This window comes from Nonomuraea antri (assembly GCF_013283785.1).
GTDB lineage: Bacteria > Actinomycetota > Actinomycetes > Streptosporangiales > Streptosporangiaceae > Nonomuraea > Nonomuraea antri.
In genome coordinates, this window is sequence record NZ_JABCPZ010000117.1 from 24,730 (window position 1) to 31,800 (window position 7,071).

General features: G+C 74.3%; 5 protein-coding genes. All 5 read left to right on the forward strand.

What is annotated here, in order from left to right:
• Window positions 1-114 precede the first annotated feature (114 nt).
• The 5 genes from HII36_RS31815 to HII36_RS31835 all read left to right on the forward strand — a co-directional run bounded on the left by HII36_RS31815 (window position 115) and on the right by HII36_RS31835 (window position 6,945).
• Window positions 115-921, forward strand: a complete 807-nt coding sequence (locus tag HII36_RS31815; protein WP_173526981.1) for an acetoacetate decarboxylase family protein — start codon at window positions 115-117, stop codon at window positions 919-921.
• Between the two features lie 29 nt (window positions 922-950).
• Complete coding sequence (locus HII36_RS31820; protein WP_173526982.1) at window positions 951-2,435, forward strand: aldehyde dehydrogenase; 1,485 nt, start codon at window positions 951-953, stop codon at window positions 2,433-2,435.
• Window positions 2,428-3,339, forward strand: coding sequence for a 3,4-dihydroxyphenylacetate 2,3-dioxygenase (locus tag HII36_RS31825; RefSeq protein ID WP_173526983.1), 912 nt, complete (start codon window positions 2,428-2,430; stop codon window positions 3,337-3,339). Before HII36_RS31820 ends, HII36_RS31825 begins: the two co-directional genes overlap by 8 nt.
• Window positions 3,336-4,184 (forward strand): fumarylacetoacetate hydrolase family protein, encoded by an 849-nt coding sequence (locus HII36_RS31830; protein ID WP_173526984.1) that lies wholly within the window; start codon window positions 3,336-3,338, stop codon window positions 4,182-4,184. Before HII36_RS31825 ends, HII36_RS31830 begins: the two co-directional genes overlap by 4 nt.
• A gap of 124 nt (window positions 4,185-4,308) precedes the next feature.
• Window positions 4,309-6,945 (forward strand): DUF6493 family protein, encoded by a 2,637-nt coding sequence (locus tag HII36_RS31835; protein WP_173526985.1) that lies wholly within the window; start codon window positions 4,309-4,311, stop codon window positions 6,943-6,945.
• The last annotated feature ends 126 nt before the right edge of the window (window positions 6,946-7,071 follow it).

Consider the following 7,071-nt stretch of genomic DNA (forward strand, 5'->3'; position numbering starts at 1 on the left):
GCAAAATCGTTTGAACCCAAACGTAATGGTCGCCGAGCAATCGCCGCAAGTGTTGACCGCGGCCCTGCTTGTTCCTATTTTATTTGGAGCCAAACGATTTCGAGGAGGACCACCTTGGCCGGCGTCCGCGGCTACTTCCACCCCAAGACGGCCACCGGCCGCTCGTCCCTCGTCCCGGCGCCGCCGTGGCACTACTCGGGCGACCTGCTCACCGTCGAGTACCGCACCGACCCGGCCCGGGTGCGCGAGCTGCTGCCCGCGCCGCTGGAACTCGCCGCCGACGACCCCGGCGCGGTCGCCCTCATCTGGGCCGACTGGCAGTCCTGCGGCGACTCGCGCGAGGAACTGCTCGACCCGGTGCGCGCCCAGTACAAGGAGGCCTTCGCCGTGGTCCGCTGCTCCTACCGGGGCCGGACCTACTCCCGGTGCGTCTACATCTGGGTGGACAAGGACTTCGCGATCGCCCGCGGCCTGCACCAGGGCTATCCCAAGAAGCTCGGCTCCATCCACCTGACCAGGCCGCACCCGTACGGGCCCGCGCCACGCCTGGAGCCGGGCGCCCGCTTCGGCGCCACGCTGGCCGCCGCCGACCGCCGCCTGGCCCAGGCCGTCGTGACGCTGCACGGCCCCGCCGAGAGCAACGGCTTCGTCAACGGCCACCCGATGGCGCACCACCGCTGGCTGCCCGCCATCGGCAAGAACGGCGGCCTGGCCCTGGACGAACTGGTCGAATCCGGCGCCGCCGCCTTCGAGGGCGGGCAGCCGTGGGCGGGCGAGGCCGACCTGGAGCTGTTCGACGCGCCCACCGAGGAGCTGGCCCGCCTGGAGATCCGCGAGCCGATCGGCGCCTACTACCGGCAGGTCGGCGTCGTCTGGGACGGCGGCACCCTGCTGGAGTCCGGCACCTCGGGCGCCGAGTAGCCCCCTCTTTCCGACTTGGAGCACGTGACATGTCCGAACACATCACCGTCGGCGGCGTCGCCGTGGACACCCGGCACTGGATCGGCGGCCGCCGCGTCGCCTCCGCGGCCACGTTCACCGACGTCTCGCCCATCGACGGCGCCGTACTCGGCGAGATCTCCCGCGGCGGACCCGCCGAGGTCGACGCGGCCGTGACCGCCGCGCGGGCGGCCTTCCCCGGCTGGGCCGCCACCTCGCGCGCGGAGCGCGCCGCCGTGCTGAACGCCGTCGCCGACGGCGTCGAGGCACGCCTGGAGGAGCTCGCCCTCGTCGAGACCCTCGACAACGGGGCGCTGCTGCGCTCGCACCGGCGCGGCGTGATGCCGCGCGTCGCGCACAACTTCCGCTTCTTCGCCGGTTGGCTCCTCGACCTCGGCCGTGAAGACTTCGACACCCGCGGCCACACCAACCACGTCACCTGGGACCCGGCCGGCCCGTGCGCGCTCATCACCCCGTGGAACGCGCCGCTGATGCTGGCCACCTGGAAGACCGCGCCCGCCCTGGCGGCCGGGAACACCGTCGTGCTCAAGCCCGCCGAGTGGTCGCCGCTGACCGCCTCACTGCTGTGCGACATCGCCGCCGCGGCCGGGCTGCCGCCCGGCGTGCTCAACGTGGTCCAGGGGTACGGCGCCGAAGCCGGCACCGCGCTGGTCGAGCACCCCGGCATCAGGCGCATCAGCTTCACCGGATCGGTGCCGACCGCCCGCCGCATCGCCACCACCGCCGCGCCCAACCTCACCCCGCTCAGCCTCGAACTCGGCGGCAAGTCACCCCTGCTGATCTTCGCCGACGCCGACCTCGACCTCGCCGTGGACCTGGCGATCGAGCAGTACGACAACGCCGGCCAGGTCTGCCTGGCCGCCACCAGGCTGCTGGTCGAGTCCACGATCGAGGAGGAGTTCACCCGGCGCTTCCTGGAGCGGGCCGCGGCCCTGGTGCAGGGCGACCCGCGCGACGAGGACACCGGCATCGGCCCGAACATCCACCCCAGGCAGGTCGAGAAGATCGACGGCTTCGTCCGGCGGGCCGTCGCCGCCGGCGCCAGGGTGCTGACAGGCGGCGGCCCGAACGCCGACCTCGGCGGCCTGTACTACCGCCCGACCCTGCTGACCGGCGTCGCCCAGGACGCCGAGATCGTCCAGGAGGAGGTGTTCGGCCCGGTGCTGACCCTGCAGACGTTCGACACCGAGGACGAGGCCGTCGACCTGGCCAACGACACCCGCTTCGGGCTGGCCGCCACGCTGGCCACCGGCTCGCGCGAACGCGCCGAGCGGGTCTCGGCCCGGCTCGTCGCCGGGACCGTCTGGGTGAACTGCTTCTTCGTCCGCGACCTCCAGGCGCCCTTCGGCGGCTCCAGGGAGTCCGGCGTCGGACGCGAGGGCGGCGACTGGAGCTTCGACTTCTACTGCGACATCAAGAACACCGTCAGCGCCCCGAACGGATGGGCACCGAAGGGATGGAACGGCCATGGGTGAGATCGTCGGCGCGGGCCTGCTCGCCCACGTCCCCACCATCGTGCTGCCGCGCGAGACCCGCCTGGAGCTGAACGAGGGCAAGGAGATCACCCTCGTCACCGGGCTGCGCGAGCTGCGCGCCGAGGTGTTCGACCGGGCCGACTACGACACGGTCGTGGTGCTCGACTCGCACTGGGCCACCACGGTGGAGTTCGTCGTCACCGCGCAGCGGCGCCGCGCCGGGCTCTACACCTCCGAGGAGCTGCCGCGCGGCATGTGCAGGATGCCGTACGACTTCCCCGGCGACCCCGAGCTGGCCCACGCAATCGCCTCGTTCGCCGGCCGGCACGGCACCTGGATCACCCCCATCGACGACGACTACCTGCCGATCTACTACGCCACCGTCAACCTGTGGAAGTACCTCGGCGAAGGACTCACCGGCAAGCGGTGGCTGAGCATCGGCGTCTGCCAGACCGGCGACATGGAGGACCACCTGCGCCTGGGCCGTGCCCTGGCCGACGGCATCGCCGCCACCGACCGCAAGGTGCTGGTGATCGCCTCCGGCGCGCTGTCACACACCTTCTGGCCGCTGCGCGAGCTGCGCGACCACGAGGCCAGCGACCCGGCCCACATCTTCTCCGCCGGCGCCCGCGAGGCCGACCTGGAACGCATCGCCTGGTTCAAGCGCGGCCGCCACGACCGGGTGCTGGAGACCATGCCGGACTTCTGGCGCTTCAAGCCAGAGGCCCGCTTCTCGCACTACCTGATGCTGGCCGGCGCGCTCGGCGAGTCCGCCTGCACCGCCCCCGCCCGCCAGTACGGCGAATACGAGAACTCCGTCGGCACCGGCCAGGCCCTGCTCTGGTTCGACCGCCCGGCCGGCGGCTGGACCGCACCCCGACCCTCCCGAGGAGCACCCGCATGACCGAGTACCGCCGGATCCTGCTCGACGGCGCCGCCGTCCAGGTCGTCAGGGAGGGCGACGAGCTCGTCTCGCCCGACGGCCGCCGGGTCGCCGCCGAGTCGGCCGCGCACCTGCCGCCGGTGCGGCCGTCCAAGGTCATCGCGGTGCACCTGAACCACCGCAGCCGGGTCGAGGAGTTCCAGGCCAGGCTGCCGGACGCGCCGACGTACTTCCACAAGCCCACCTCCGCGCTGAACGCCCATGGCGGCGCGGTCGTGCGGCCGGAGGGCTGCAAGTGGCTCAACTACGAGGGCGAGGTGGCCATCGTCATCGGCAGCACCTGCCGCAACATCGCCCCTGACCAGGCGGCCGAGCACATCGCCGGCTACACGGTGGCCAACGACTTCGGGCTGCACGACTTCCGCGACACCGACGCCGGCTCGATGCTGCGGGTCAAGGGCTCCGACACGCTGTGCCCGCTCGGCCCCGGCCTCGTCACCGGCTGGGACTTCCGCGGCAAGTACCTGCGCACGTACGTCAACGGCCGCCTGGCCCAGGACGGCTCCACCGACGAGATGACCTGGGACATGCACTACCTGGTCGCCGACATCGCCCGCACCATCACCCTGCACCCCGGCGACGTGCTGCTGTCCGGCACCCCGGCCAACTCGCGGCCGGTCCAGCCGGGCGACGTGGTGGAGGTCGAGGTGGAGGGGCTGGGCAGGCTGCGCAACCACGTCGTGTCCGGTCCCGTGCCGGTGCGCGCCGACGTCGGCGCGCAGCCCACGGAGTCGGAGGAGGTGCTGTCCACGGCGCTCGGCGGCGACTGGGAGTTCCGCGGCATCAGGCCGCCGCGCCGCCCGTGACAGGGCGTCCTTGACGCGCCGCCGTGACGGGGCTTCCTTGACGCGGCGGATTGTCGGAGGCGGCGGCTAGGGTCCGGCCCATGATCACATGGTTGGGGCCCGCCCTCCGGCGCGAGGCGGCGGCATGAACCCCTGGCGCGAGGTGCTCGACCGCATCGACGAGGGCGACGACGAAGACCTGGCGGCGTTCCTCGGCGGGCTCGGCGACCTGGGCCGCCGTGCGGTCGCCCTGCAGCTGCCCGGCCACATGGCCGAGGAACTGCGTGACGGGGCCGAGGCGCGGTGGGAGATCGAGGAGCTGGCGTCGGGGTACCGGCTGGCGGGCGCGGCCTGCTTCACCGGCGCGCAGCAGGTGGCGGCCTGGCTGACCCGCAGGGAACTGCGCGTGCCGCGCCACCCCGAGCAGGACGCCGAACGCATCGTGGCGCTGCTGCGCCACCGTCCGCTGGAGTGGCGGCGCGACCTGGCCACCCGGCTGGCCGAGCGGCTGCGGCCGCCGACCGGCAGGGAGCGGCGGGGGGTGGACATCCCGGGCTGGGACCTGGTCGCCGCGCTGGTGGCCGACACCGGCATGGAACCGCCCGAAGGCGACGCCTTCGTCGTCGGCTGGGTGTGGCGGCTGGTCGTGCGCCGCAGCCGCGGCGGCCCTGGCCTCGACGCCGACCCGCTGCTCGGCCCGATGGTGCCGCGGCTGTTCCACGCCCAGGGCGTGGCCGGCCCGCTGGCCGTCGGCGAGCGCTGGAACTCGGGCACGAGCGTGCTCGGCGACCTGGCCGTGCTGGCCGACGAGGGCCGGGTGCCGCGCGGCCCGCTGATCGACGGCTGCGCCGGCCGGTTCCTGGCCGGCGGCCCGGCCGGGGAGATCGCGCCGTTCGTGCGGCTGTGGCGGCTGCTCGGGCCGGAGCCCGAGGAACTTCCGGTGCTCGACCTCGTCCGGGTGCTGCCGTCGGCCGCCACGCCGCTGGCCGACCTCGTGCTGGCGGAGCTGGGCCGGGCCGAGGCCGCCGGGCTGCTCGACGACGAGGCGTTCGCCGAGGCCATGGAGTCGCTGGCGTACCGGCGGGAGACGAAGTTCCTGCGCCAGGCGCTGGCCTGGCTGGCGCGCACGCCCGCGCCCAGGAGCGCCGCCGCCGTGCCCGCGCTGGCCGCCCTGCTCGACGTGGACACCCCCGCCGTGCGGGAACGCGCGGTGCGGATCGCCGTCAAGCTGGCCGCGCACGCCGACGAGCCGGGCCGCGAATCGATCCGCGAGTCCGCCGCCCGGCTCCCCGCCGACTTACGCGAACGGCTGGCCGCCTGCTACGGCCCCATCGCGGGGGCGGAGCCGGAGCGACCGGCCGCCGCCGTCCTGCGCGCGCCCGAGCCGCCGCCCGCGCTCGCGCCGCCGATCGCCTCGCCCGCCGAACTGGTCGCCGAACTGCGGGAACTGGGCTGGGACGAGGAACCGCGGCGGTGCGAACGCGTCCTGGCCGGGATCGTCGACCTGGCACACCACGACCGCGACGGCCTGGTGGCGGCGCTGACCCCGTGGTGGGAGGAGCGCCTGCCTCCTGGGGACAGCACCGCCCGCTGGATGTTCGACCGTGACGTCGGCGACCGCGGCGTGCACGCGTTGCTCATCCGCTGCGCGGTGGCGGCCGTGGCGCCCGCGCGGAGCCGGCGGCTGAGCGCGTCGCTGACCGAGACGATGGCCTACCACCGCTCCAGCCAATGGCCGGCCCAGCTCATGGTCCGGCGCCGCCTGGAGGAGGTGATCGCGCTGCTCGAACGCGGGGAGACGATTCCCGCGCTGCTCGCCACCCCCACCTCGGGCACCGGCCACGTCGACCCGGCGACCCTGCTGGCGCGGATGGAGCTGCTGGGGGAGCGCGAGCCGCTGCCCGCCGACTTCGCGCAGGCGCTGCTCCGGCTGCCCAGGGACGTCGACCAGGAGCTGACCGCCCGGGCCGGGAAGCTGCCGACGCAGGCGGGACGTACGCTGGCCGCCTGGCTGCGCGACGGCGGGTGGCCCGACCCCGCCGTGGACTGGAAGCTGCACGACGAGCGCGACAACCTTCACCCGCGAAGCTGGACCTACCGGCTCCAGCCCACGGTCGTGGCGCCCGGCGGCCTGCCCGGCTGGCTGAGCGAGCTGTGGGTGCTCGATCCGCGCCACGCCTACCTCTCCTACCGCAGCGACGCCCGGTGGTGGCCGTGGATCCTGCCGTCGCACCGGGAGATCGTCGCCGCCTGGATCGTGCACTGCAGGAACTGGCTGGCCGAGGCCACCGACTTCAGGACGGCCGCGCTGGCCGCCGTGGCGCACGGCGAAGGGCCGGTGGGCGCGGCCACCGCGGTCGCCGTCGTCGCCGGGCTGGGGAACCGGCGCGACGCGCAGCGGGCGGCGGCGGCCGACGCGGCGCTCACCCTGGCCGCGCGCGGCCGGTTCCCCGCCGCCGACCTCGGGTGGGCCCTCGCCGAGCTGATCAGGCACGACCTCGTCGTGCTCAAGCGGATCGCCGTCGCGCTCGGCGACCTGACGGCGGCCGGCGCGCACGCCGAGGTGTGGCAGGCGCTCGAAGTGGCGCTCCCGCTCCTGCTGCCCGCTCCCGGTGACCGGCCGCGGGCCGGGCTGGGCGAGCTGCTGGGCGTGGCGGCCCGGGCGGCCACGCTCGTCGGGGCGAAGGGCGAGGTCTTCGGGCTGGCCGAGCTGGCGGCGCGCAAGGGGTCGAGCATCCTGCTGCACGAGGCGAGGAACCTGCACGCGGCCATCTCGGGATGACTGCTCAGGGCCGCCGGTCCGCGGCCTGCCGGATCAGGGCGTCGAAGAGTGCCTGCTGGGCCGGGTCGCGGTGGGCGGTGTCCTCCGGATGCCACTGGACGGCGGCCCTGAGCAGTCATCCCGAGA